The following is a 24,051-nucleotide window of genomic DNA, read 5'->3' as shown; positions in this document are numbered from 1 at the left end:
AACTCCCAACACGCGCGTTCTTATGGTGGGGGAATCCGCGGCTCTTTTCTCAAAGCGCAGATAGCAAAAAGGCTCATACCTTTCGATATGAGCCTTCTCTAAATATGGCAGGGGTGGAGAGATTCGAACTCCCAACACGCGGATTTGGAATCCGCTGCTCTGCCAGTTGGAGCTACACCCCTGTTGTGCGTGCTATTGTAATGACTTCCACAATAAAATCCATACTTTGCACGCTAAAAATATGAATCTAAACTAAAAATTCTACTTCTATCGCACTATTTTACTGAAAACGAATAGAATTTAACCGAGTTTTATCTTATCAACAAATTGATCTACTCGTTTCCAGTTCGTATATTCAACTTCTTTCGTCGGATCGGTCTCTCCACCGGTCATTCTCATGATTAGTTGAATCATAAATCTATCAAAGAAGTTATAACGAGGATAAAACAGCGCCCCGGCAAAGGTATCTTGTAGGACAGGAACCCATGGTGATTTTAATAAGAACTTCTTAAAATAAGCACTGGTTTCTGGTGTATCTTTCCCTTCTTTTCGAGCCGTCAAATTCACAATAAAAAATGAAGCCTTGGCTTGCTCTAAAGCCACTTGATGCTGAGCGATAAATTGATACAGTTTCTTGTTCAAATGACCGTAACGAATAGAAGCACCAATCACAACACGATCATAATCTGAAAATGATACCGTTACTGGTTGATGTAAATCAACCAACTGGCAATCAACATTACTTCCTAACTTAGTCGCAATGTAATCTAATATCTTAATCGTTTGACCTTCACGGCTTGAGTGAAGAAGTAATACTCTTTCCACAGTAACCTCTTAAATCTTTTTAATACTAAAAACTAACTACGCCAAAACGTCGGCGTGAACAAAATAAGTAACGTAAATACCTCTAAACGACCAAATAGCATTGAGATAATTAAAATCCATTTTGCTGAATCATTTACTTCACCAAAATGTACCGCAACCTCCCCCAATCCCGGGCCTAAGTTATTTAGTGTCGCAGCCACCGCTGAAAACGCGGTTAATTCATCAATGCCGGTCGCAATTAATGCCAGCATACAAACAACGAACACCAATGCATAAGCAGAGAAAAACCCCCACACAGCATCAACTACTCGTTGAGGTAAAGCTTTTGTCCCAATCTTAATCGTAAAAATAGCTCTTGGGTGAATAAGGCGCTTTAGTTCACGCATCCCCTGCAAAGAAAGTAACAATATACGGATAACTTTCATCCCGCCACCAGTTGACCCAGCACAACCACCAATGAACGAAGAAAATAGCAATAAAACAGGTAAGAATAATGGCCACTCAGAAAAACTGGTTGTCGTAAACCCTGCCGTTGTTGAAATGGATACGGTTTGGAATAATGCTTGGTCTGCTGCTGCGCCAATTGAATCGTAAGTACTGTGCTTTAATAACAATAAAAAGGTAACTAAAAATAATAATACTTGGATAAAAATAAAGGCTCTAAACTCTGGATCTTTCCAGTAATATTTTGGATGAACACCGCCGGAAGCAAACGCTGCAAAATGCAGCGAGAAGTTACAGGCCGATATAAGTAAAAAGACAACCGTAATAGCATTAATTACAGGACTGTTAAAGTATCCCATACTCGCATCATAGGTAGAAAAGCCACCAATAGCTATGGTTGAAAAGCTATGAGAAATCGCATCAAACCAATCCATTCCCGCCGCCCAAAACGCTAAAGTACAAGCAATAGTTAACGTTAGATAGATATACCAAAGCACTTTTGCGGTTTCTGCAATTCTTGGTGTCATTTTTGAATCTTTTACTGGCCCCGGGATCTCTGCACGATAAAGCTGCATACCACCGATGCCTAGCACCGGAAGAATCGCAACAGCTAAAACAATAATACCCATACCGCCAAACCATTGAAGAAGTTGACGATAAAACAGAATCGCTTTAGGAAGATGATCAAGACCAGTAAGAACTGTTGCACCTGTTGTCGTTAACCCAGAAAAAGATTCAAAAAAGGCATTAGTTACCGAAATATCAGGTGTTCCTGATAGCAAAAATGGAAGCGCACCAGCACTACCGATTACCATCCAAAAGAGAACAACAATCAGAAAACCATCACGAGATTTTAACTCTTGTTTATGTTGGCGGTTAGGGAACCAAAGCGCACCGCCTCCAGCTAACAATAGGAAAAAGGTAATAACAAACGGCACACCAGCACCGTCACGATAAATAAACGCGACAAGAGCCGGAGCCAACATAAAAAAACTAAACACCGCAAGTAAGATACCCACGATTCGAATAATTGAACGAAACTGCATGATTTATTGGACGCTTTGCGTCATTCTCATCCTAAATAATTGATGTTATATGAATTTCATTCTTGCGATAGAAACTCTATTTTTGCGCCACTTTTATTAATCACTGCGGTTTTAAATTCATTAATAACACGCTTTTCTAACTCGACAGTCATGATAACTTTATCACTATAATCCGCCATTACTTGTTGCCCTTCAAATTGAAGTAACAAGGTTTCGACCAGACTCACTAAGTTATAATCACAATGTAAAACCAGCGTATCTGTAATGCGTTTCTCTTCTGTTTCAATGAGCTTTAATGCTTGTTGAACACCGCCACCATACGCTTTAACAAGACCGCCAGTACCGAGCTTGATACCACCTGAATAGCGAGTCACTACCGCTGTAATTTCACCAATACCACTGCCACTTAATTGAGCAAGTATCGGTTTACCCGCTGTACCTGAAGGTTCACCATCATCACTAAAGCCCCATTTCATCGAATCTTCTGGCCTTCCAGCAACAAAGCCCCAACAATTATGTCTAGCATCAGAGTGCTTCGCTTTTATTTCTGCCACAAACGCTTTTGCCTCATCAATCGATGCGGTTCTAGCAAGGTAAGTAATAAAAACGCTCTTTTTTATCTCTTCTTCAAATACTGCCATCGCTTTTGGGACTTGATATGGCTGATCACTCATAGACTACACTGATACTAAAAACGGAACCTTAAAGTGTATCACTTCTGGTGACATTTACGCTTTCTATGCTGATATTTATTCGCCAACCGAAGAAAGAAAATTTGTGATCAACCAAGATAAACGTAAATAAAATGTTAAATTTAATTTGATATCTGTTTACTTTAGCACCACTATTAACTGGTCAAACCAGATTATTATAATAACGAATACTCGGATCTGATTTTTATTTCATGGAGATAGAAAATGATTTATCAAGGTGAAAACCTCTCTGTAGGCTATATCGAATCAGGCATTGCTCACTTAGTGTTTAATGCGACAGGCAGTGTTAATAAGCTCAACCTTGCCACTATACAATCGCTTGGCGAAGCCATTGATGCACTCTACCAACAAAAGGACTTACAAGGCCTCTTACTATCATCAGGTAAAAGTGCCTTTATCGTTGGTGCAGACATCACTGAATTTCTTGGGTTATTTGATACTCCGCCTGAAGAACTCAGCACATGGCTTCATCAAGCCAACGTTATCTTTAATAAACTAGAAGACCTTCCTGTCCCTACGCTAACCGCAATTACTGGATTTGCTCTTGGTGGCGGTTGTGAATGTGTACTTGCTACCGATTTCCGTTTAGCGGATGAAACCGCATCGATCGGATTACCTGAAACACAACTCGGTATTATGCCTGGCTGGGGCGGGTCTGTTCGTTTACCTCGCTTAATTGGTGCCGATCCTGCGATGGAAGTCATCACGACAGGTAAGCCAAAACGTGCTAAAGACGCATTAACATTAGGTATGGTTGATGGTGTTGTTTCACGTGAAACCTTGATAGACGCATCTGTTTCTATGCTTAAGCGGGCGATAAGTGGCCAACTAAATTGGCAACAACGCCGCGAACAAAAGAAAGCCCCGTTACAACTATCACCATTAGAAGCTGCGATGTCATTTAATGTCGCTAAAGGCATGATAATGAAAATGGCAGGGAAACATTATCCAGCGCCAATTACAGCGGTTAAATCGATAGAACAAAGTGCTGGTATGAGCCGTGATGAAGCTCTAACGATTGAGAACAAGCACTTTGTTGCTCTAACTCGTACTGATGTTGCTAAATCACTCGTAGGCATTTTCTTAAACGATCAGTTCGTGAAAAGCAAAGCCAAACAAGCGGTTAAAAACAGTGAGCCAGTTGCTAACGCTGCTGTTCTTGGTGCTGGGATTATGGGCGGTGGTATCGCTTATCAATCGGCATCGAAAGGTGTGCCTGTTCTAATGAAAGACATTGCTCAAGAATCATTAGATCTAGGAATGAATGAAGCCTCTAAACTGCTTAATAAGCAATTAGAACGTGGCCGTTTGTCTGGTTTAAAAATGGCACAAGTACTCTCTTCTATTACTCCCTCTTTAAATTATGGTGGTATTGAGAGCAAAGACGTCATTATTGAAGCGGTAGTAGAGAACCCAACAATAAAAGCGGCGGTTTTAGCAGAAGTAGAAGGCGAAGTTAACGAGAATGCGATCTTAGCGTCTAACACTTCAACCATTCCTATTTCATTATTAGCGAAATCATTAAAACGTCCTGAAAATTTCTGTGGTATGCACTTCTTCAACCCGGTACATCGTATGCCATTGGTTGAAGTTATCCGTGGTGAGAAAACCTCACAACAAACCATTGATCGCGTCGTTGCTTACGCCTCTCAAATGGGTAAAACCCCAATTGTTGTTAATGACTGCCCAGGGTTCTTTGTAAACCGTGTTCTTTTCCCTTATTTTGCAGGCTTTAGCTTATTACTCCGTGATGGTGGTGATTACCAACAGATCGATAAAGTGATGGAAAAAGAATTTGGTTGGCCAATGGGACCAGCTTACTTACTTGATGTTGTCGGTATTGATACAGCTCATCACGCTCAAGCGGTGATGGCACAAGGTTTTCCAGAGCGCATGGCTAAAAACGGTCGTGATATTATTGATGCGATGTTTGATGAAAGCCGCTACGGTCAAAAAAATGGGACTGGATTTTATGCTTACACCGTAGATAGAAAAGGTAAACCAAAGAAAAGTGTGAATGATGGCACCAGTGCGATCATTGCAACAGTAACAGACACAACTCAACCTTATACCTCAGAGCAGATCAATGCTCGTATGATGATCCCGATGATTAATGAAGTTATTCGCTGCTTGGATGAGGGTATTATAGCCTCACCTGCTGAAGCCGATATGGCTCTGGTTTATGGACTCGGTTTCCCTCCATTTAAAGGCGGGGTTTTCCGTTACCTTGATTCCATTGGATTGCCGACCTTTTTAGAGATGGCAAAAGAGTTTGAGCAACTTGGCACGGTTTACCAAGTACCAGAAAGCATCAAACAAAAAGCGGCGGCAGGAGAATGTTATTACCCAGCCGCTAAAGCACCCTCTGTATCGGCATCACTCTAAGGAAGGATTTATCATGAAAAATGTAGTTATTGTTGATTGTATCCGTACTCCGATGGGTCGCTCTAAAAATGGGGTATTTCGTCATACTCGCGCCGAAGATTTATCAGCGCACTTAATGAAAGGCTTAATAGAGCGAAATCCAAACGTCGACCCGAATCAAATCGAGGACATTTACTGGGGTTGTGTTCAGCAAACGTTAGAGCAAGGCTTTAATATTGCTCGTAATGCCTCGTTATTAGCAGGCCTACCAAAATCTATTGCTGCGACAACAGTTAATCGCTTGTGCGGCTCATCTATGCAAGCACTGCACGACGCTTCACGCGCCATCATGGTTGGTGATGCTGACATCTGCATTATTGGCGGTGTTGAACATATGGGCCATGTACCTATGAATCACGGGGTTGATTTCCATTCTGGTTTATCAAAAAGTGTGGCTAAAGCCTCTGGCATGATGGGGCTAACGGCAGAAATGCTAGGTAAGATGCACGGTATTACTCGTGAGCAACAAGATGCCTTTGCACTAGCTTCACACCAAAAAGCATACAGAGCGACGGTTGAGGGTCATTTTGATTCTGAAATATTACCCATTGAAGGTCACGATGAAAATGGTGCTCTCACCTTGGTAAAACATGATGAAGTCATTCGCCCTGAAACCACTCTTGAGGGGTTAGCTGCACTGCGACCGGCCTTTGATCCTGCGAATGGTACCGTAACAGCAGGTAGTTCATCCGCTCTTTCTGATGGCGCTTCAGCAATGTTAATCATGAGCGAAGAGAAAGCTAATGAACTCGGTTTAACCATTCGTGCTAAAGTCCGCTCAATGGCGGTATCGGGTTGTGACCCATCAATAATGGGTTATGGACCGGTACCCGCAACTCAAAAAGCACTAAAGCGAGCAGGTTTGTCGGTTGATGAGATTGATTTGTTCGAATTGAATGAAGCGTTTGCAGCTCAATCCCTACCATGCATTAAAGATTTAGGCTTAATGGATGTAATGGAAGAGAAAATTAACTTGAATGGTGGGGCTATTGCACTAGGGCACCCATTAGGTTGTTCTGGATCTCGAATTGCCACAACGTTAATCAATAACATGGAACGTACTGGGGCTAAACTTGGTGTTGCGACTATGTGTATTGGTCTTGGTCAAGGTATCGCAACGGTATTCGAACGGCCTTAGACAAAACATTCTAAACCGTAAAAACTAAAAAAGTCGCCTTCTTGGGCGACTTTTTTCGAGTTGATACCTAATTTGGTATCGCTTTTATCATCTTATTTTTTAGAGATGATTTTTGTATCACGCGCTTGGTGGAACCAAAAACGCTTTCTGCCTGTTGATTTAGACATGAGATATCCTTCTTAACTTTAGTATAAACATGCATCAATACGATGCGCTTGTTTAGCCTGAGAAGAGATATTTATCTTATGTAATTTATACATAGAGAAGTTGTACGTTCTTTACCTCATCAATCTATTTATCTTTAGAACAATAGATAGCCCAATAACGATATTAGGTATAAAGCCAACGCATTTTCACAACTTCGATAGCACACGGTCATATTACATTATAAATAGATCCAGTTAGGCTTATTCGTTGCTAACGATCTGCTGAAATGTTCAATTATTAATGATTGGAAAAGTGAAATGAAACACGGAGATAATAGCTTTTTCGAAGATATTTTTCTGAGGGTTTTACTTGTACTTATTGCTTGTATTAATAACTCTATACATCAGAGCAAGGATGCAAAATAACACGATCCAATGAAAAGTAAAGATCTTATTTGCTCTTTTTAAAATTTTTTTAATAACACCATCTATGCATAGAATGCATAGTTTCCATGTTTAAGTATCATTTTTTTTCTAAAAAAGCCTCGCCTATACTTAACTCATCAATCAAATGCAGAATTTGATTCTCTATTTAATCTCATTGGAGTTTATTATGTTTAAAGCACTCGTTTTAAATCAAGAAGAAAGAAATACTATTGCTGCTGTTACTGAGATCGATGAATCTCAACTGCCTGAAGGTAACGTAAAAATCAATGTTAGCTACTCTTCTTTAAACTACAAAGATGGCTTAGCGATTACAGGTAAAGGGCGTATTGTTCGTAATTTCCCTATGGTACCAGGTATTGATTTAGCCGGTGTTGTTTCTCAATCAGACGATGCTCGTTATAAAGCTGGCGATGAAGTCGTACTTACTGGCTGGGGCGTAGGTGAAGGTCATTGGGGCGGTATGGCTGAAAAAGCAAGCCTAAACGGTGACTGGCTAGTTCCTATGCCAAAAGGCTTAGATGCTAAAAAAGTAATGGCTATTGGTACTGCAGGTTTTACAGCAATGCTATGTGTTCAAGCAATTGTGGATGCAGGTATTAAACCAGAAGATGGTGAGATCTTAGTAACAGGAGCAAGTGGTGGTGTAGGCAGTGTATCGATCACGCTTCTTAACCAACTTGGCTATAAAGTTGCAGCAGTAACAGGTCGATCTTCTTCAAATGGTGAACTACTTAAATCATTAGGCGCATCACGCATTGTTGAACGTAGTGAGCTAGAAGAACCAGCAAAACCATTAGAAAAACAACTATGGGCTGGCGCAATTGATACTGTTGGTAGCAAAGTATTGGCTAAAGTATTAGCACAAATTGATTACAACGGTGCAGTTGCTATCTGTGGTCTTGCGGGTGGATTTGATTTACCAACAACGGTAATGCCATTCATTCTACGTAATGTACGCTTACAAGGCGTTGACTCTGTAATGTGCCCTCGTGAAAAACGCATCAAAGCATGGGAACAACTTGCCGAACTTCTGCCTGAGTCGTTCTACGCTCAAGCGACTAAAGAAGTCTCTCTTGATGATGCGATTCAAGCAGCAGAAGACATAACTAACGGTCAAATCACGGGTCGTGTAGTTATCAAAATTTAGTCTTACTCGCTAAAAGAATTTAATGCTGAGCCCTACCTAGCTTAGCGTTAATGTGAAAACATCAGTAAACCAAGGCAGCTTAATCACTGCCTTTTTCTTATCTAAAGAATAAGTTATACAAACCCAATATCTTCAATACGTTTTTCAATTAACTTACCGCATTCTTCTTTTACTACGCGTCGAAGCCACGTTTGTGCTGGCGAAGAATCACAACGAGAATGCCAAATTAAAGAATAATCAAATGGGGTAAATTCAAACGGTAAAGGCTTAATCACTAAGTCATAACGATCTGCCATTAAATAAGCGAGATCTGCAGGAACGGTAATCACTAATGGCATTTTATCAACGATAGCTAATGCCGCTTCTAAATGATACGCCCTCAATACTTGCCTTCTCTCTCTCTGCCCTAATAACGCATTATCCAATAACGCTTTTACACCATCACTAATTGCAATCATCGCATGAGGTAATGACAAATAATCATCTAAGGTTAAGCGAGAGCCTGAAAGCGGATGATTTTTTGAAAGTAAGCACAGTACCCCAACTTGGCCTAACACATCCTGTTTTAATGGAGACACAGATCCTATCGGACGACAGATCGCCATATCCACCTTTTCCGTACTCAGTTGTTTAAACAAATTCTCATGATTTAGAGAGGTAAATTCTAATGAAATATTCGGCGCTTGCTCATAAATTTTAGGTAACGCATAAGGCAAGATAGTTTGCATTGCGTAGTCAGTGGTTGCAATCAAAAAGTGTTGTTCACAATGCATTGGTGTGAAATCACTTGGAGTAAGCAATTGGCGAAGTGACTCTAATGGTTGATTAATTTGAGTATTAATCTCCAATGCTTTTTGTGTTGGGACTAAATGTTGTCCCTGACGTGTAAATAGTGGGTCACCAAGCAAGTCACGTAATCGACCTAATACTCTACTCATTGCCGATTGACTTAAATTCAATCTGATCGCGGCTTGGCTTACGCTGTTTTCTTCTAATAAAACTTTGAGTGCGATAAGTAAATTTAAATCACGGCGATACACTTCTTCTAGTTCCATTACCTAACCTATATCTGAAATAACCGAATGGTCGAATAAGTAGTTTAACGGTTTTTAAAATAAAAAAATCCCGCAATTTATTCACTTCTTAGTTTGGGGTTAAGAATGATAAAGAGACGGGAAAATTAAGTGTGTGTTATCTTTTATTGTATTAATTCTGAATTAATAATCTTGCTCTTCTGCTGCTTCACTTTCTGACCATGTTTTTAGTTCGATAGTAAGAGCAACCATAACGGAGGCAAGGCTAATTAAAGGGAAAAGGTTAATATCTTCTGGTGTGCGCAGCACTAACGAACAAATCGTAACAAAACAAAGAACACAATAAATAGTTAAGCGATCTATTTGAGTAAGCATAATGGCGATCCTTCTATTACTTTTTCTATAACCAAGAACATTTAAAACAATACGTTAACCGTCCAATGTTAATGTGTTGTTAATAAATAAATTACTCTCTTTTCAGTTCTTTGCCAATGTGTATTGATTATTTTTTTTACAGCAGTATGATCTTGGTCGCCTTTAATTGTAAAGAGATACAGCAATGACCATCAACTTTGATACAGCAACCCAAACACTAGAAGCGGAAGGATTACGCTGCCCTGAGCCTGTCATGATGGTTAGAAAAACAATCCGACAGATGCAAGATGGCGAGACTCTGCTAATTAAAGCAGATGACCCATCAACAACTCGTGATATTCCAAGCTTTTGCCGCTTTATGGATCATGAGTTACTTGCAGAAAAGACAGATACCCTCCCTTATCGATTTTTGATCCGAAAAGGATTATCAGTTTAAGAAGCAATAAAGGCGATCGCATTGGTCGCCTTTATTCTATTTATTGAGTTTGCGTACTGATGTCTCGAACTTGCTTTTGAATGCTTTCTATTTCGTGTTGCAAATTGCGCATTTCTTTTTTCATTGGCAATACATAATGAACACGGACCCAAGCATCAACAGAAAGCCCTGTTGTCACAATAGCCCCAACCACCATAGGTACCCACATATCAGTTAATACCATACCCAATAAATTAAGTCCTAACGCTACGGTAAATAGATAGCACTGACTTTGCGGTGAGATAGCTAAAAAACGAGTCATGATAAGCTCCTATCCTTTAAGAAACATCTACCAATACAACTAATTCTAGCTCTAGATTATCACCTCTACATCAAAAGCTATGTGTCTAGTATCACACTCTGATCCTGATGTTATTAAACTTTGATGACACAAGAAATACAGCATGAGAGTTCTACTCTCCCGTATAAACAACCATCACTTTATCAGTATCGTTTTTACGTATAAAAGCATAGTAAGGCTCTTGCTTAATAACCTGGCTTTCACCTTGTGAAATAGAGGAATGATTGCTTCTAAATGTAAGTAACTTCTTCCAGTGAGCCGCTAATGTCCTGTTTTTTCCTGTCATTTCATCCCAGTTCATCATGCTATACAAATCTCCAGCTTTAGCGCTTTCATCACCATACCACACAGAAACACGGCCTTTAGACAACAATAAGGTTGATGCAGCATCGCGATATTGAGCGTAATTCTCAGAGCTTAATTCTGGTTTTTTATCTTTATCAAACCATGTTAATGTTGATACATCATTTTCCTCTGAAGTACCAAGTTGATAATTTAATGACGTTAAACATTGTTTTTCAGCAGGATTAATTGACTGTTTTTGATGGATAAAATGGTTATTATTTTCTAAATCGACCACAATAAAAGAAGCCCCTTCAAGCGCTTTATATTGATTGTCTTTCTTCCATGCTTCAAATGCCTTACTGCCTTGTTCTTCAAATTGTTTTGTTAACTTAGGCGTTGATTGAGCTAAAACAATGCCATCAATACCAAACTTGGTTACCCATTCAGTCACCCATTGTGTTAATAATGTGTATTTATCCTGACTGACTTGGCTCACTGCAGTTGTCGGTTTATTAGTAAAGAAAATTGGTGTTGACACTACCCCTTCATAATTTGGATTAAACCAATCAGAAGACCACCATTGTGGGACCTGACCATCTTCACCTTTAAATGCATCTAAATAATGCGTTAGATTCTGATCTTCTTTTGGATGCCAATCATTCCAGTAACTTGGCAGTTCACTGCTGTCTTTAGGCTGAATAGAGAATTGCTGTAAATCGGCAAGGCTTGGTTGAGAAGGAACGGTATCAATACTCCATATCACTCGCATTCCCAATTGATGAGCTGAATCGATAAAGGTTCTCATCTCTTGCTCTGATCCCATATTTGTATCAAGCTGTGTCCAATCTAATGTGGCACCACCTGCGTATGGGTATTCTGGTGTATTGCCATTTTTTCCAGGAAGCCAGCCATGAACTTGCTCTAATGGTGTCGAAAGCCAAAGTACATCAACGCCTAGCTCAGCTAAGTAATCCAGTTTTTGCGTTAACCCTGCAATATCACCGCCTTTAAAACCTTGTGCTGAGGTTTGACGACCATAACTGTGGTCATTCCAACTGTTTCCATTATAAAAACGATCAGTTGCGATATGATAAAACGTGGCACTCTCCCATTGGAAATGGTTCTTCTTTACTTCAACTTCCTGTACCGAGTTTGATTCTAATAACAGTAATCCACCACTATGACGGCTTGGTGTTAGTGTTATCTGACCATCCTTCACTTGAGCAATGCTGCCAGAGTAAGCATCTGTGACGACCGCGCCTTCTGACCACAATTCTGAAACGGTAACCGTCACAGGTTGAATGCCCAATGAAGGACATACACTGACTTGATTCGTCGAATCACTTGAGACTACAGGAGTATTCTGTGAAGAAGAATTTGCATTATCCGTAGATGGTAATAAGGTACTTTGACACCCAACCATAAGAGAAAGGGAGATAAGCGTTGCGCACACAGATAATTTCATCGAAATCAGCAGCCTAATATAAAGAGAAGAATGTCAATTGTAGTCACTGTTCGCTATATAATTAACCTCTAATTTTCGAAAATTCGATATTTAGACAAAAAAATACCTCGCCAGAGCGAGGTATTTCATCAGATATATGAATTTCTATTTTTGAAGAAGAGAAATATCAGCAATATCTAAGAATAAGTTACGTAGTTTGTTAAGCAATGTTAGGCGGTTAATCTTAAGCGCTTCATCATCAGCCATAACCATCACACCATCGAAGAACGCATCAACAGGCTCACGTAGCTCAGCTAGACGGCTTAATGCTTCTTGATAATTACCAGCAATAAATACTGGCTCTAGTGCTTCAGCAAGGATCTCAACTTTCTCAGCTAATACTTTCTCTGCTTCTTCTTGTAGAAGAGCCAGATCGATTTCCTGAGCCAGTTCGCCATCGAATTTCGCAAGGATATTACCTACACGCTTATTCGCAGCCGCTAGAGATTCAGCAGCGTCTAGTTCACGGAAGTGAGATACTGCTTTCACACGCTTATCAAAATCAGCAGGCTTAGTCGGACGACGAGCTAGTACCGCTTGGATGATGTCCACACTGAAACCTTCATCTTGGTACCATGCACGGAAACGACCTAGCATGAAATCAATCACGTCAGTGTCTACGTTTGCATTCGTTAGCTTAGTTGACCCATCTTCTAGAGCAAATAGAGATTGCGCTTTAGCTACTAAATCAACTAGGTCTAAGTTGTAATCTTTTTCAACGATAATACGTAGGATACCCAGTGCAGCACGACGCAGTGCAAATGGGTCAGAACCTTTTGGTGCTTGACCAATGCCGAAGATACCCACAAGTGTATCTAGCTTATCTGCCATTGCTACTGATGCAGATACGTCAGTACTTGGTAGATCATCACCAGCGAAACGAGGCATGTATTGCTCGTAAAGCGCTAATGCTACTTGAGAATCTTCACCATCATGTGTTGCGTAGTGCATACCCATAACACCTTGTGTATCTGTAAATTCAAATACCATTGATGTCATTAAGTCACATTTAGCCAGTAGACCTGCACGTTGAGATTTCTCAACATCTGCACCGATTTGCTCAGCGATGTAGCCAGCAAGTTCAGTAATACGGTCTGTTTTATCTTTGATTGTGCCCAATTGCTTTTGGAAGATAGCTTGCTCTAGTTCAGGCAGACGGTCGATAAGCGGACGCTTACGGTCTGTATTGAAGAAGAATTCAGCATCAGCAAGACGCGGACGAACCACTTTCTCATTACCTTCGATAATGTGACGAGGCTCTTTAGATTCAATGTTAGTAACAAAAATGAAGTTAGGAAGTAAGTTCTTCTCTTGATCGTATACTGGGAAGTACTTTTGATCACCCTTCATTGTGTAAACTAGCGCTTCTGAAGGAACGTTTAAGAACTCTTGCTCGAACTTAGCCGTTAATACAACAGGCCATTCAACCAGGGACGTTACTTCTTCAACTAATTCATCTTCTAGATCCGCAATACCACCCACTTCTTGAGCTGCTTTTTGAGCATCAGCAAGGATGATCGCTTTACGCGCATCGTAGTCAGCCATTACTTTACCGCGCTCTTCTAAGATCGCAGGGTATTGGTCAGCAGAATCAATCGTAAACTCGCTTTCACCCATGAAACGGTGACCACGGATAGTACGAGCAGAAGCAACACCTAGGATAGAACCTTCAACTAATTCATCACCCAATAGGATAGTCAGTGTTTTCACTGGACGAATAAATTGAATGTCTGAGTTACCCCAGCGCATCGCTTTAGGAATTGGTAAGCCAGCAAGTGCTTTTACTGCTAGTTCAACAATAAGCTCTTGTACCGGTTGACCTTTAACTGCTTCTTTATGAAGTAACCATTCGCCTTTGTCTGTTTTTAGACGCTCAGCTTGTTCTACAGTAATACCATTACCACGAGCCCAACCTTGGGCTGCTTTAGTCGGATTACCGTCAGCATCAAATGCAGACGCGATTGCAGGACCACGTTTTTCAACGATTTTATCTGCTTGGCCTTCGTCTAATTCAGCCACTTTAAGCGCTAAACGACGAGGGGTTGCGTACCATTTAACACCTTGGTGTGCTAAATCTGCCGCTTTAAGGCCTGCTTCAAAGTTAGCAGCAAACGCTTCAGCTAATGAACGAAGTGCTTTTGGTGGAAGCTCTTCAGTACCTAATTCGATTAGAAAATTCTTCGCCATGATTACTTCTCCTCAGTTGCTGTCGGTTTATTAGAACGACACATGGGGAAGCCTAGCGCTTCACGTGATGCATAGTATGCTTCTGCAACCGATTTAGTTAGGTTACGAATACGAAGAATGTAACGCTGACGCTCAGTTACTGAGATCGCTTTACGAGCATCTAACAGGTTGAATGCATGACCTGCTTTTAGAATGCGCTCGTACGCTGGAAGAGGTAGCGGCTTTTCAAGCTCAAGCAACTCTTTACACTCTTTCTCACACTGATCGAAGAAACCAAATAGGAAATCAACGTCTGCGTGTTCAAAGTTGTACGTTGATTGCTCAACTTCGTTTTGGTGGAAAATGTCACCGTAAGTAACCACACCTTGAGGACCATGGTTCCATACAAGATCGTAAACCGAATCTACTTCTTGGATGTACATAGCAAGACGCTCAATACCGTAAGTGATTTCACCAGTAACTGGTTTACACTCAAGGCCACCAACTTGTTGGAAGTAAGTAAATTGCGTTACTTCCATACCGTTTAGCCAGATTTCCCAGCCTAGACCCCAGGCACCCAATGTTGGGTTTTCCCAGTTGTCTTCTACGAAACGAATATCATGTACAAGAGGATCGATACCAAGCACTTCTAAAGAACCTAAGTACAGCTCTTGAATGTTATCTGGAGAAGGCTTTAACGCTACCTGAAATTGATAGTAGTGCTGCAGACGGTTAGGGTTTTCACCATAACGGCCATCCGTAGGACGACGAGATGGTTGAACATAAGCGGTAGCCATTGGCTCTGGGCCAAGTGCACGCAGACATGTCATTGGGTGAGACGTACCTGCGCCCACTTCCATATCTAATGGCTGTACAATCGTACAACCTTGTTGTGCCCAATAATCCTGCAGCGCGAGGATCATTCCCTGGAAGGTTTTGATATCGTATTTTTGCATAATTTAATTCGCGCGATGGTTGATAAATATAACCAAGAAGTATACCTCGCAGACCCCTTTGGGAGTAGCAAAAATAAGCACTTTCTCAAAATTCACTTTCAGTTTACGGCCTAAGCAATGAAATAAGGGCCTATCTTGGCTCTTTATCTCTGTTTGGTGTTGAGGTATGTTGTTAAAACAATCAATACATCCACTCTCTAATTATCACGGTAGTCGTAATGAAGTTTACTCAATTTGGCGAAAAATTTACTCGTTACAGCGGGATCACCCAATTAATGGATGACCTAAATGATGGCTTACGCACCCCTGGCGCGATCATGCTCGGTGGCGGTAACCCTGCAGGCATTCCCGCCATGCTCGACTACTTTAAAAACGCCTCACAAAAAATGCTCGATTCTGGTGAATTAGTAGCAGCAATGGCCAACTATGATGGGCCACAAGGCAAAGACAGCTTTGTAAAGGCATTGGCGAAACTACTTAAAGAGACCTATGGTTGGGATATCAGTTCCAAAAACATCAGCCTAACTAACGGTTCTCAAAGTGCCTTTTTTAGCTTATTCAATTTATTAGCGGGTACTTACGCTGACGGATCTAAAAAGAAAATCCTATTACCTCTCGCGCCTGAATACATTGGTTATGCCGATTCTGAGTTAGAAATTGATAGCTTCATTTCTTATCGTCCAGAGATTGAATTGCTCGACAACGGTTTATTTAAATACCACGTCGATTTTAGTCTGCTTAACGTTGATGATTCTGTTGGCGCTATCTGTATTTCTCGTCCTACAAACCCTACAGGTAATGTAATCACTGATGAAGAAGTGATTAAGCTGGATAAACTAGCGCGTGAAAATAATATTCCATTAATTCTCGATAATGCTTATGGCACCCCTTTCCCTAATATTATCTTTGAAGACGTCACGCCATTTTGGAATGAAAACACCATTCTATGCATGAGTCTTTCTAAGCTTGGTTTACCTGGGTTACGTTGTGGCATTGTGATTGCCAGTGAAAAGATGACGGAAGCGATGACCAATCTAAACGGCATTATCAATCTTGCTCCTGGTAGCGTTGGTCCAGCAATGGGATTACACATGATTGAATCCGGTGATTTATTGCGTTTAAGTGAAAACGTAATACAGCCTTTCTATCGTGAAAAGTCGCAAACAGCAGTGAACATGCTACAAAAAGCGATAACTGATCCACGTTTCCGTATCCATAAACCTGAAGGTGCTATTTTCTTGTGGCTATGGTTTGATGAACTGCCAATCACGACAATGGAATTGTACAAGCGCTTGAAAGCACGCGGCGTATTAATTGTCCCTGGAGAGTATTTCTTTATTGGCCAAGACGACAGCTGGGAGCACGCTCATCAATGCTTACGTATGAACTACGTTCAAGATGAAGATATGATGCAAAAAGGAATTAATATTATTGCAGAAGAAGTACTGAAAGCGTATTCAGAGTAGATAAAAAGCGGTGAGTTGTGGTACTCATGATTCATTGCTTTTGTAATTAACTCAAATAATGGTTTGTTGCTTTGGAATCAACAATTCTGTTTGTCATCGCTAAATTAACCACTCCTACCGATGCCATCTATTGATGATGGAAAAGCAATAATCTATTAATTAACGAATAATCTATCAGACATAAAAAAGGCGCTATCACAGCGCCTTCATTTCAAATTTTTACCAATCTACGATTAGCTTTCCAGTAAGTTATTACCGTTAATTGTAATCTTACGAGGCTGCATCGCTTCTGGAATTTCACGTTCTAAATCAACATGCAGTAAACCATTTTCCATGGTTGCGCCCACCACTTTCACATAATCCGCTAATTGGAATTTACGCTCAAAGTTACGCTCTGCAATACCTTGGTATAGGTACGTTTTCGCTTCATCCGATTCAGGACGCTCACCGCGTACAATCAGCATATTCTCGTGTTGAGTTAAATCGATTTGTTCATCAGAAAAACCCGCCACCGCCATAGTTATACGGTAGTTATGTTCTGATTTTTGCTCGATGTTATAGGGAGGGTAACCACCATTAGTTTTCGCTGAGTGGCTTTCCATTTGATTGAAAAGACGATCAAAACCAATTGCTGAACGGTACAGTGGAGTGAAATCTACATTACGCATAATACTATCCTTTACTTTAAGCAATAGTGAGTACAACTACCCCAAACTTGGGTCCTTAGTTGCCTCTATCAAATTATAAGACTTTCCGTTTTGGACAAGTCATGTTCAGAAGACCCTTTCGGCATCCTCTTCATAACTAGATATGTGGTTCAGTGATTTTACTTTCAAGAGATGCTGGCTATTTATTTTTCGATTTAAACCAAAAGTACCGCTAACCCTCTGAACAATAAATAAAAACAAACCCCAAATTCCAGACAAAAAAAAGCACAGCCAACAGCAGTGCTTCCTCATATATCTAAATTCTAAGTTGAGATAAATTGCCGCTGTAATCGCTTAGTTCAAGGAGAAGGCGCGGAGCTTATGAATATAAGCGAGCACCTTCGACGCAGAAATTAGTGATTACAGCAAATATTTACTCAGCTTAGACGTCTAAGTTAGCAACGCGTAATGCGTTCTCTTCAATGAAGTTACGACGCGGCTCAACTTGGTCACCCATTAGCGTAGTAAACAACTCATCAGCACTTACTGCGTCATTAATGGTTACTTGCATCATACGACGAGAATCAGGATCCATTGTTGTTTCCCAAAGTTGCTCAGGGTTCATCTCACCTAGACCTTTGTAACGTTGTAAGTAAACGCCACGACGAGAGTCTTTAATTAACCATGCAATCGCTTCATCCAGTGTTTCTACTGGTTGTTTACGTTCGCCACGTTGTGCATAAGCACCTTCTTCAATCAAACCATTAAGCGCTTCTGATAGCTCAGCGATACGGCCGTACTCTTTCGAGTTAAGCAGATCAGCACTTAATACGTATTCATGTTGAACACCGTGAGTACGAACAACAAGCTTAGGCTGATGAATGTTTAACTCTTCGTTAAACTGCAGCGCCGCTGTGTACTGGCTTGCGCCTGTTTCATTCTCATTTAGATCAGAAACTAATGCTTCAGTCCATGCCTGAACTGTCGCTTCATTAGCACATTCATCTTGAGTTAAACGAGGTGTATAAACTAAGCGATTTAATAACGGTAATGGGTAACGACGACTCATACGCTCAATCAATTTCATTACACCGCTGAATTGCTCAATTAAATCAGCAAGCTCTTGACCAAAAATAGATTCATCTGGGTTAACAAATAACGACGCGTTATCTAACGCTTGTGTGATTTGGTATTCACCCATTGCTTCTTCATCTTTAATATACTGCTCTTGTTTGCCTTTCTTCACTTTGTAAAGTGGTGGTTGAGCAATATAGATGTAGCCACGTTCAATCAACTCAGGCATTTGACGATAGAAGAAAGTCAAAAGAAGAGTACGGATGTGAGAACCATCGACATCGGCATCGGTCATGATGATGATATTGTGGTAACGTAGTTTATCTGGGTTGTATTCGTCGCGACCAATACCACAACCTAATGCAGTAATTAACGTACCAACCTCTTGAGAAGACAACATTTTATCAAAACGTGCTTTTTCAACGTTTAAGATTTTACCTTTCAGCGGAAGAATTGCTTGGTTTTTACGGTTACGCCCCTGCTTGGCTGAACCGCCAGCAGAGTCCCCTTCCACAATATATAGTTCAGATTGTGAAGGATCTTTTTCCTGACAATCAGCAAGCTTACCTGGAAGACCTGCGATATCTAACGCGCCTTTACGACGAGTCATTTCACGCGCTTTACGAGCAGCTTCACGTGCGCGAGCCGCATCAATGATTTTTGAACAAACCATTTTCGCTTCACCTGGATTCTCAGCTAAGAACTCAGACAGTTTTTCGCCCATTGCAGATTCAACCGCAGACTTCACTTCTGAAGAGACCAATTTATCTTTAGTTTGGCTTGAAAACTTAGGATCAGGCACTTTAACCGAAACAACCGCTGTTAGGCCTTCACGCGCATCATCACCAGAAGTTGATGCTTTTGCTTTCTTAGAAAAGCCTTCTTTGTCCATGAAGGTGTTTAATGTACGAGTTAGCGCAGAACGGAAACCAGCTAAGTGCGTACCACCATCACGTTGTGGAATGTTGTTGGTATAACAGAAAATATTTTCTTGGAAAGAATCATTCCATTGCATTGCCACTTCAACAGCAATGCCATCTTCTTCACGCATGAAATCAAAATGGAAGATTTTTTGATGAATAGGGGTTTTATTACGGTTTAGATGATCAACAAACGCCTGAATACCACCTTCAAACATGAAGTGATCAGATTTATCTTCTTCACGCATGTCTTGTAAAATAATAGACACACCTGAGTTCAAGAAAGAAAGTTCACGTAGACGTTTCGCTAGAATTTCATACACAAATTCAATGTTTGCGAACGTTTGGTCACTAGGCCAGAAACGGATTTTAGTACCTGTAGTATCTGTTTTACCAGTCACCGCTAGAGGAGCTTGAGGTACACCGTGACAATATGTTTGTTGGAAAATCTCACCTTTACGATTAATCGTAAGTTCAACTTTCTCTGATAATGCGTTTACTACTGAAACACCAACACCGTGAAGACCGCCTGATACCTTATAAGAGTTATCATCGAACTTACCGCCTGCGTGAAGTACCGTCATGATAACTTCTGCAGCAGATACGCCCTCTTCTTCGTGAATTTCAGTTGGAATACCACGACCATCATCGCTTACAGATACCGAATTATCTTCATGTATCGTTACAATAATATCTTTACAGTGACCAGCAAGAGCTTCATCGATTGAGTTATCGACAACCTCAAACACCATGTGGTGAAGACCAGTACCGTCGTCGGTGTCGCCGATATACATACCCGGACGCTTACGTACCGCATCCAGACCTTTTAGTACTTTAATACTCGATGAATCATAATTTTCTGACATGAGTTACTCTCGCGTTTTTATCCTTGGGCTATTTTGCCATGTTCTATCTCAAACATCTTGCTTTCTTCATCATGCATATCTGCAATCTGTTCAGCAGTTATTGAACTAATAAACACCTGCGCCTTTGTCTGTTTCAAATATTGAGCCAACAATTGGCGGCGGTGGCTATCCAGTTCAGAAGCAAAATCGTCTATTAAATAGATGCACTGCTTTCCTGTTGCTTCTGTTAAATGTTGTCCTTGTGCTAATCGTAACGCACATACCATCAACTTTAGTTGACCTCTAGACAACACATCTTCAACAGGAGTGCCTGCAACTTTAATTCGTAAGTCGGCTTTATTTGGGCCGCCGACGGTATAACCCAGCTGCTTATCTCGCTCAAAATTTCGTTTAAGCAATTCCGCGTAAGGAGTATCTTTCTCCCAACCTCGGTAGTATGACAGCTTTATGTCGAATTCTGGTAAGAATGCCTGACATATTTGTTGAGTTGCTTCAGATATGTGATTGATATAATCCACTCGCCACTGATCAATCTTCTCAGCTAACAGTGCAAGTTCCAAATCCCAATAACTCAATTCTCGATAACTTTGTGCCGTTTTTAAGAGCGCATTTCGTTGTTTTGTTAACCGCTTCACTCTACTCCATGCATCATAAAATGCAGGTTCCACGTGAAACACTCCCCAATCAATAAATGCTCGGCGAAATTTAGGGCCATCAGTAACTAATTCGAACCCTTCAGGGTGAATTAATTGAAGCGGTAAAACCTTAGCTAATTGTGCCAGTTTTTGCCCACTTTCTCCGCCTATTTTAACCTCTGTTGTGCCATCGCGCTGCTTATTTATACCAATGGGCAGTTCAAAGTTTTCTGGTGTGGTGAAACGACCATGAATAAAAAGCTCGTTACAGTCATTTCTAATGATCCGACCGGTTAACGAGCTCTTAAATGAACGGCCATGTCCGAGCAAATAGATCGCTTCTAGGACACTGGTTTTGCCACTGCCATTGGCACCCGTAACAAAATTAAAGCCTGATGATAATTGAATATCACACGTCTTTATATTACGAAAATCATTAATGATTAGGCGTGATAATGGCATTGATAGTTAAAATCTACAGACGGATTGGCATAACAACATATTGCGCTTCATCATTAGCGCAATCTTCAACTAACGCACTCGCATTAGCCGTTGTCATCGAAATACGTACACGTTCGCATTTTAAAGTATTCAGCACATCTAATACATAGCTAACGTTAAAACCGATTTCGATATCATCGCCTTGGAAATCTACATCTAAGATCTCTTCTGCTTCTTCTTGCTCTGGGTTATTCGCGGTAATACGCATTTGGTTATTAGCTAAATTAACACGAACACCACGGAATTTTTCATTAGATAAAATAGCAGCACGCGCAAATGCTTGACGTAGTTCATCACAATCTGCTTCTAATGTTTTATTACTGCTTTGTGGCATTACACGGCGATAATCAGGGAAGCGACCATCAACAAGTTTAGAAGTGAATACAAAATTATTCACTTCAGCACGTACATTTGAATTACCAAACTGTAAGGTAACACTCTGATCTGGCGAGTCAAGAAGACGAACAAGCTCTTGAATACCTTTGCGTGGCATGATCACTTGTTGCTCAGGTAACTCCGATTCAACAGGCATATTACACACAGCCATTCGATGGCCATCAGTCGCAACAGAGCGGAAAATATTTCCTTGAGTTTCAAACATCATACCGTTGAGGTAATAACGAACATCTTGGTTCGCCATTGAAAATTGAGTGCTTTCAATTAGTTTGCGAAGCTGTGCTTGAGAAAGGGTAATTTCTACCTCACTCTGCCAACCTTCAATATTTGGAAAATCATTAGCCGGTAATGTTGCCAATGTAAATCGGCTACGGCCAGAGCGAACTAAAACACGATCACCCTCTAATGCGATAGTAATGTTGGCGCTGTCTGGAAGACCACGACAAATATCAAGAAACTTACGAGAAGGAACCGTAATAGTACCCGCTTCAAAATCCCCTTCTAACGTGATTTTACTGATCAATTCTACTTCTAAATCGGTTGCGGTCATAGACAGCTGACCATTTTCTACCTGAAGTAAAATATTGCCTAGAATTGGCAATGATGGACGGCCACCAAGGGCACCAGATACTTGTTGCAGTGGTTTTAATAACAGACTGCGTTCAATAGAAAATTTCATAATACTCGTTTATTTAAAAGTAGATAATGACTTACGATGACAACGTTCGAATCAAGTTTGAATAGTCTTCTTTTATATCATGACTCTCTTCACGAAGCTGAGCTATTTTACGACAAGCGTGAAGTACTGTTGTGTGGTCTCGACCACCAAACGCATCACCGATCTCAGGTAAACTATGGTTAGTTAACTCTTTTGACAGCGCCATTGCAAGTTGACGTGGACGAGCAACCGAGCGAGAACGGCGTTTAGATAATAAATCCGCCATTTTAATCTTGTAGTATTCTGCTACGGTTTTTTGAATATTATCAATCGTCACTAGCTTTTCTTGCAGAGCTAATAAATCTCGTAATGCTTCCCGCACAAAATCAATCGTAATTGCGCGACCAGTAAAGTTTGCATTAGCGATAACACGGTTAAGTGCACCTTCTAATTCACGTACATTCGAACGTAAACGCTTTGCAATAAAGAAAGCAACTTCATCTGCTAGGTGAATCTGATGATCTTCTGCTTTCTTCATCAAGATAGCAACTCGAGTTTCTAATTCTGGCGGCTCAATCGCAACCGTAAGACCCCAACCAAAACGAGACTTAAGGCGATCTTCTACGCCATTAATCTCTCTTGGGTATTTATCTGACGTCAGAATGATTTGCTGGTTACCTTCTAATAGTGCATTAAAAGTATGAAAGAACTCTTCTTGAGAACGCTCTTTATTCGCAAAGAATTGAATATCATCGATAAGCAAGGCATCAACACTACGATAATAGCGTTTAAATTCTTCAATCGCGTTATTTTGCAGTGCTTTAACCATATCTTGAACAAAACGCTCAGAATGCATATATACCACTTTAGCATCGGGTTTACGTTCAAGAATGGCATTACCAACGGCTTGTAATAAATGGGTTTTACCTAAGCCTGTGCCACCATATAAGAAAAGTGGATTATACGCTGTTCCTGGGTTATCAGAAACCTGACGAGCAGCAGCTAAACCAAGTTGATTTGATTTACCTTCTACAAAGTTAGTAAATTTATGCTTAGGGTTAACATTAGAGCGATGATTTAAATCAGCAGAAACCGGTTCTGAATTCTGGGATTCCCATGGTTTATTCACTGATTGTCGAGCTTGAAGTTGTGCTGGTGCAGAGGTTGAAGCAGCAACATCTGCAGCCGTTCTTTTAGGCGCTGGTGCAGCAGATACCGGTTTACTTCCCACTTCAAAGCGTAATGTAGGTACATCACTACCACAGAACTCATTTAATAATGAGTTAATGCTATTTAGGTATTTATCACGAACCCAATCCAACACGAAACGATTCGGCGCAAATAGCGTAAGGGTATTGTCATTTAATTCAGCTTGCAGTGGTCTAACCCACATGCTGAATTCTGCGGAAGGTAATTCTTCTTGAAGGCGCTGTAAACACTGCAGCCAAAGCGATGAAGACAC

At 40.7% G+C, this 24,051-nt stretch carries 19 protein-coding genes and 1 tRNA gene; 5 read left to right on the top strand and 15 right to left on the bottom strand.

The genetic code is table 11. The features are described from left to right. Positions 1-105: 105 nt before the first annotated feature. From AC2IP4_RS00100 to AC2IP4_RS00085, 4 genes are all read right to left on the bottom strand, one after another. A tRNA-Trp gene (locus tag AC2IP4_RS00100) sits at positions 106-182 on the bottom strand. Positions 183-300: 118 nt separating this feature from the next. Next, positions 301-825, bottom strand: coding sequence for a menaquinone-dependent protoporphyrinogen IX dehydrogenase (gene hemG, locus AC2IP4_RS00095; protein ID WP_105056640.1), 525 nt, complete (start codon positions 823-825; stop codon positions 301-303). Between the two features lie 32 nt (positions 826-857). Next, entirely contained in the window at positions 858-2,315 is a 1,458-nt protein-coding gene (locus AC2IP4_RS00090; protein ID WP_486310446.1) for a TrkH family potassium uptake protein, read from the bottom strand. 56 nt (positions 2,316-2,371) lie between these two features. After that, positions 2,372-2,989 carry a YigZ family protein gene (locus AC2IP4_RS00085; RefSeq protein WP_375321475.1) on the bottom strand — a complete coding sequence of 206 codons (618 nt, stop codon included), beginning with the start codon at positions 2,987-2,989 and terminating at the stop codon, positions 2,372-2,374. A 243-nt stretch (positions 2,990-3,232) separates the two neighbouring features. Between AC2IP4_RS00085 and fadB the strand changes: the two genes are divergently transcribed. The 3 genes from fadB (at position 3,233) to acuI (ending at position 8,330) form a co-directional block, all read left to right on the top strand. Then, positions 3,233-5,413 carry a fatty acid oxidation complex subunit alpha FadB gene (gene fadB, locus AC2IP4_RS00080; protein WP_486310445.1) on the top strand — a complete coding sequence of 727 codons (2,181 nt, stop codon included), beginning with the start codon at positions 3,233-3,235 and terminating at the stop codon, positions 5,411-5,413. A 13-nt stretch (positions 5,414-5,426) separates the two neighbouring features. Continuing rightward, entirely contained in the window at positions 5,427-6,590 is a 1,164-nt protein-coding gene (gene fadA, locus AC2IP4_RS00075; RefSeq protein ID WP_486310444.1) for an acetyl-CoA C-acyltransferase FadA, read from the top strand. 759 nt (positions 6,591-7,349) lie between these two features. After that, positions 7,350-8,330, top strand: coding sequence for an acrylyl-CoA reductase (NADPH) (gene acuI / locus AC2IP4_RS00070; protein ID WP_486310443.1), 981 nt, complete (start codon positions 7,350-7,352; stop codon positions 8,328-8,330). Positions 8,331-8,443: 113 nt separating this feature from the next. On the opposite strand, the gene AC2IP4_RS00065 is transcribed toward acuI, so the two are convergent. Both AC2IP4_RS00065 and AC2IP4_RS00060 read right to left on the bottom strand, forming a co-directional pair. Then, positions 8,444-9,385: a LysR family transcriptional regulator gene (locus AC2IP4_RS00065; RefSeq protein ID WP_105056634.1), complete on the bottom strand. Its 942-nt coding sequence runs from the start codon at positions 9,383-9,385 to the stop codon at positions 8,444-8,446. Between the two features lie 162 nt (positions 9,386-9,547). Further along, positions 9,548-9,739, bottom strand: coding sequence for a hypothetical protein (locus tag AC2IP4_RS00060; RefSeq protein WP_105056633.1), 192 nt, complete (start codon positions 9,737-9,739; stop codon positions 9,548-9,550). A gap of 184 nt (positions 9,740-9,923) precedes the next feature. Here AC2IP4_RS00060 and tusA point away from each other — a divergent pair, with 184 nt between their 5' ends. Continuing rightward, positions 9,924-10,175 carry a sulfurtransferase TusA gene (gene tusA, locus AC2IP4_RS00055; protein ID WP_375321471.1) on the top strand — a complete coding sequence of 84 codons (252 nt, stop codon included), beginning with the start codon at positions 9,924-9,926 and terminating at the stop codon, positions 10,173-10,175. Between the two features lie 40 nt (positions 10,176-10,215). Here tusA and AC2IP4_RS00050 read toward each other — a convergent pair whose 3' ends face one another. The 4 genes from AC2IP4_RS00050 to glyQ all read right to left on the bottom strand — a co-directional run bounded on the left by AC2IP4_RS00050 (position 10,216) and on the right by glyQ (position 15,426). Continuing rightward, on the bottom strand, positions 10,216-10,476 hold the full coding sequence (locus AC2IP4_RS00050) for a hypothetical protein (protein ID WP_105056631.1): 261 nt from the start codon (positions 10,474-10,476) through the stop codon (positions 10,216-10,218). A gap of 151 nt (positions 10,477-10,627) precedes the next feature. Beyond that, positions 10,628-12,265, bottom strand: coding sequence for an alpha-amylase (locus AC2IP4_RS00045; protein ID WP_375321470.1), 1,638 nt, complete (start codon positions 12,263-12,265; stop codon positions 10,628-10,630). Between the two features lie 144 nt (positions 12,266-12,409). Then, on the bottom strand, positions 12,410-14,491 hold the full coding sequence (glyS, locus tag AC2IP4_RS00040) for a glycine--tRNA ligase subunit beta (RefSeq protein WP_486310442.1): 2,082 nt from the start codon (positions 14,489-14,491) through the stop codon (positions 12,410-12,412). Between the two features lie 2 nt (positions 14,492-14,493). Continuing rightward, positions 14,494-15,426, bottom strand: coding sequence for a glycine--tRNA ligase subunit alpha (gene glyQ, locus AC2IP4_RS00035; protein ID WP_060993456.1), 933 nt, complete (start codon positions 15,424-15,426; stop codon positions 14,494-14,496). A 218-nt stretch (positions 15,427-15,644) separates the two neighbouring features. Here glyQ and AC2IP4_RS00030 point away from each other — a divergent pair, with 218 nt between their 5' ends. After that, a complete protein-coding gene (locus tag AC2IP4_RS00030; protein WP_375321468.1) occupies positions 15,645-16,892 on the top strand; it encodes a valine--pyruvate transaminase in 1,248 nt (415 codons plus the stop codon). 233 nt (positions 16,893-17,125) lie between these two features. Here the strand turns inward: AC2IP4_RS00030 and AC2IP4_RS00025 are convergent, their stop codons facing one another. The 5 genes from AC2IP4_RS00025 to dnaA form a co-directional block, all read right to left on the bottom strand. Continuing rightward, the gene (locus tag AC2IP4_RS00025) at positions 17,126-17,560 is read right to left on the bottom strand and encodes an Hsp20 family protein (protein WP_486310441.1); all 435 of its coding nucleotides are present in this window, start codon (positions 17,558-17,560) and stop codon (positions 17,126-17,128) included. A gap of 421 nt (positions 17,561-17,981) precedes the next feature. Then, positions 17,982-20,399, bottom strand: coding sequence for a DNA topoisomerase (ATP-hydrolyzing) subunit B (gyrB, locus tag AC2IP4_RS00020; RefSeq protein ID WP_375321467.1), 2,418 nt, complete (start codon positions 20,397-20,399; stop codon positions 17,982-17,984). Between the two features lie 17 nt (positions 20,400-20,416). Next, on the bottom strand, positions 20,417-21,496 hold the full coding sequence (gene recF / locus AC2IP4_RS00015) for a DNA replication/repair protein RecF (RefSeq protein ID WP_486310440.1): 1,080 nt from the start codon (positions 21,494-21,496) through the stop codon (positions 20,417-20,419). Between the two features lie 13 nt (positions 21,497-21,509). Continuing rightward, complete coding sequence (gene dnaN, locus AC2IP4_RS00010; protein WP_060993460.1) at positions 21,510-22,610, bottom strand: DNA polymerase III subunit beta; 1,101 nt, start codon at positions 22,608-22,610, stop codon at positions 21,510-21,512. A gap of 31 nt (positions 22,611-22,641) precedes the next feature. After that, the gene (gene dnaA, locus AC2IP4_RS00005) at positions 22,642-24,051 is read right to left on the bottom strand and encodes a chromosomal replication initiator protein DnaA (protein ID WP_375321466.1); all 1,410 of its coding nucleotides are present in this window, start codon (positions 24,049-24,051) and stop codon (positions 22,642-22,644) included.

This window comes from Aliivibrio thorii (genome assembly GCF_057368585.1).
The sequence above is the reverse complement of the archived record's forward strand: the minus strand, read 5'-3'. Positions and strand labels throughout refer to the sequence as shown.

Bases quoted from the DNA above. Each gene is read 5' to 3' on its own strand.
- fadA (WP_486310444.1), top strand. From the start codon at position 5,427: ATGAAAAATGTAGTTATTGTTGATTGTATCCGTACTCCGATGGGTCGC.
- gyrB (WP_375321467.1), bottom strand. From the start codon at position 20,399: ATGTCAGAAAATTATGATTCATCGAGTATTAAAGTACTAAAAGGTCTG.
- fadB (WP_486310445.1), top strand. From the start codon at position 3,233: ATGATTTATCAAGGTGAAAACCTCTCTGTAGGCTATATCGAATCAGGC.
- AC2IP4_RS00065 (WP_105056634.1), bottom strand. From the start codon at position 9,385: ATGGAACTAGAAGAAGTGTATCGCCGTGATTTAAATTTACTTATCGCA.
- AC2IP4_RS00085 (WP_375321475.1), bottom strand. From the start codon at position 2,989: ATGAGTGATCAGCCATATCAAGTCCCAAAAGCGATGGCAGTATTTGAA.
- AC2IP4_RS00025 (WP_486310441.1), bottom strand. From the start codon at position 17,560: ATGCGTAATGTAGATTTCACTCCACTGTACCGTTCAGCAATTGGTTTT.
- AC2IP4_RS00050 (WP_105056631.1), bottom strand. From the start codon at position 10,476: ATGACTCGTTTTTTAGCTATCTCACCGCAAAGTCAGTGCTATCTATTT.
- AC2IP4_RS00090 (WP_486310446.1), bottom strand. From the start codon at position 2,315: ATGCAGTTTCGTTCAATTATTCGAATCGTGGGTATCTTACTTGCGGTG.
- glyQ (WP_060993456.1), bottom strand. From the start codon at position 15,426: ATGCAAAAATACGATATCAAAACCTTCCAGGGAATGATCCTCGCGCTG.
- AC2IP4_RS00060 (WP_105056633.1), bottom strand. From the start codon at position 9,739: ATGCTTACTCAAATAGATCGCTTAACTATTTATTGTGTTCTTTGTTTT.
- AC2IP4_RS00045 (WP_375321470.1), bottom strand. From the start codon at position 12,265: ATGAAATTATCTGTGTGCGCAACGCTTATCTCCCTTTCTCTTATGGTT.
- tusA (WP_375321471.1), top strand. From the start codon at position 9,924: ATGACCATCAACTTTGATACAGCAACCCAAACACTAGAAGCGGAAGGA.
- AC2IP4_RS00030 (WP_375321468.1), top strand. From the start codon at position 15,645: ATGAAGTTTACTCAATTTGGCGAAAAATTTACTCGTTACAGCGGGATC.
- acuI (WP_486310443.1), top strand. From the start codon at position 7,350: ATGTTTAAAGCACTCGTTTTAAATCAAGAAGAAAGAAATACTATTGCT.
- glyS (WP_486310442.1), bottom strand. From the start codon at position 14,491: ATGGCGAAGAATTTTCTAATCGAATTAGGTACTGAAGAGCTTCCACCA.
- recF (WP_486310440.1), bottom strand. From the start codon at position 21,496: ATGCCATTATCACGCCTAATCATTAATGATTTTCGTAATATAAAGACG.
- dnaN (WP_060993460.1), bottom strand. From the start codon at position 22,610: ATGAAATTTTCTATTGAACGCAGTCTGTTATTAAAACCACTGCAACAA.